This window comes from Mesorhizobium sp. M4A.F.Ca.ET.020.02.1.1 (genome assembly GCF_004022645.1).
In the GTDB taxonomy this organism is placed as follows: Bacteria; Pseudomonadota; Alphaproteobacteria; order Rhizobiales; family Rhizobiaceae; genus Mesorhizobium.
The window spans coordinates 1-1,338 of the sequence record NZ_RZOI01001103.1 but is presented as its reverse complement, the minus strand read 5'-3'; the positions used below and the strand labels follow the sequence as shown (position 1 = coordinate 1,338).

The following is a 1,338-nucleotide window of genomic DNA, read 5'->3' as shown; positions in this document are numbered from 1 at the left end:
AGGCTGGCGAAACCATCGCGCCGGAAGATCGCATCGTCGCCGCCGACCTCATGATTGCGGCCAACCGCCCGTCGGATGCGCTTGCCCTGCTGAAAACAGCCGGCGCCTGGAAGACGGCGGCGCTGCGAGCCCATCAGTTGGCCCTCGACCTGGACCGCCGCTGCGCCGACTTGCTGCGGCCCCCGGTGGCGCTCGCGCAACCGCTCTACCAGTTCGAACCGCGCTGAGACCGTTCCAGCGACATCCCCGTAATTTCCGAGGGCAGCACGATGGCAATGAAGCGGACCAAGACACCGTGGATGAAGGCCGAGGATTTCGGCCGCTCGCTGCCGCGCGGCATCGGCGTCAACCTGCTGGTCACCGACATGGCGGCGATGGAGGCCTTCTGCCGCGACGTGCTTGGCGCCCGCATCATCTATGTCGACGAGGATTTCGCGGCGATCGAACTCTTGGGCTCGATATTCATGCTGCATGCCGACCATTCCTATCTCGACAATGAGATGAGCGGCGTCATCGCCGGCGCCGAGACGCGCGGGACGGGCATCGAGCTGCGCCTCTATGGTGCCGATCCGGATGCGATCGAGGCGCGGGCGCGCGATCTCGGCCACATCGTGCTCGCCGGCACGATCGACAAGCCGCATGGCCTGCGCGAATGCTATGTCGTCGGTCCGGACGGCTATGTCTTCGTGCCGAGCGCGGGGCTTTCCGCATAGGGCCGCGCCGGATATTGCCGACGACAACGGGCTTCATCGAGGCGCGCCATAATTGGACCTTCGAGGGTCACACGCCTGTTGCGACAAAATTGCAACAATTGCCCCGAAAACCCTATTTTAACCATATCGGGTTGAAATTCTGCCACCTTCTCCATCTTGGTGGAGGGAGAGATTGCGCGGACGGCGTCCCCCCAGCCGGGTCCGACGGAGGTAGGAATGACTTTTTCGAAGACCGGTCTGGTGGCCGTATCGCTGGCCGCACTGATTGCAAGCGGTTGCTCGACGTCGCGATTCTCGTCGATGGATGACCAGCAGCCGGCGCCGCTGACGCCCGCGCCCGCCGGCACGGTGACCGGAAACCAGCTGCCGCCGCCGGCAGCTCCCGGCACCGCCGACGCCTCGCAGTTCCCGACCGCGCCGGCGAACGGCCAGGTCGCCTCGCTGCCGCCGGATGGAAGCGCACCCGCAGGGGCGCCGAACTTGGTCTGCGGCGTTGCCACCTTGCAGCTCTGGCCGGAAACGCTGGCGTTCCACACACCGGCGACGCTGGCCGCGGTGAGGTCCGGCGCCGATCGACGGCATCAAGTCCTGGAATGTCGCCGGCAAGCAGCTGACCCTCTAGGAC

3 protein-coding genes are annotated in these 1,338 nt (G+C 65.9%); all 3 read left to right on the top strand.

Annotated features, from left to right (window positions below):
- Positions 1-227, top strand: a 227-nt coding sequence (locus EN742_RS38455; protein ID WP_189375737.1) for a hypothetical protein, incomplete at its 5' end; no start/stop codon positions are given.
- Between the two features lie 42 nt (positions 228-269).
- Positions 270-713 carry a VOC family protein gene (locus EN742_RS35185; protein ID WP_126057447.1) on the top strand — a complete coding sequence of 148 codons (444 nt, stop codon included), beginning with the start codon at positions 270-272 and terminating at the stop codon, positions 711-713.
- A 216-nt stretch (positions 714-929) separates the two neighbouring features.
- A partial coding sequence (locus EN742_RS38885) for a hypothetical protein (protein WP_210214511.1) occupies positions 930-1,338 on the top strand: 409 nt, incomplete at its 3' end.

Excerpts from the sequence above, each read along its gene's own strand:
- EN742_RS35185 (WP_126057447.1), top strand. The coding sequence starts at position 270 with ATGGCAATGAAGCGGACCAAGACACCGTGGATGAAGGCCGAGGATTTC.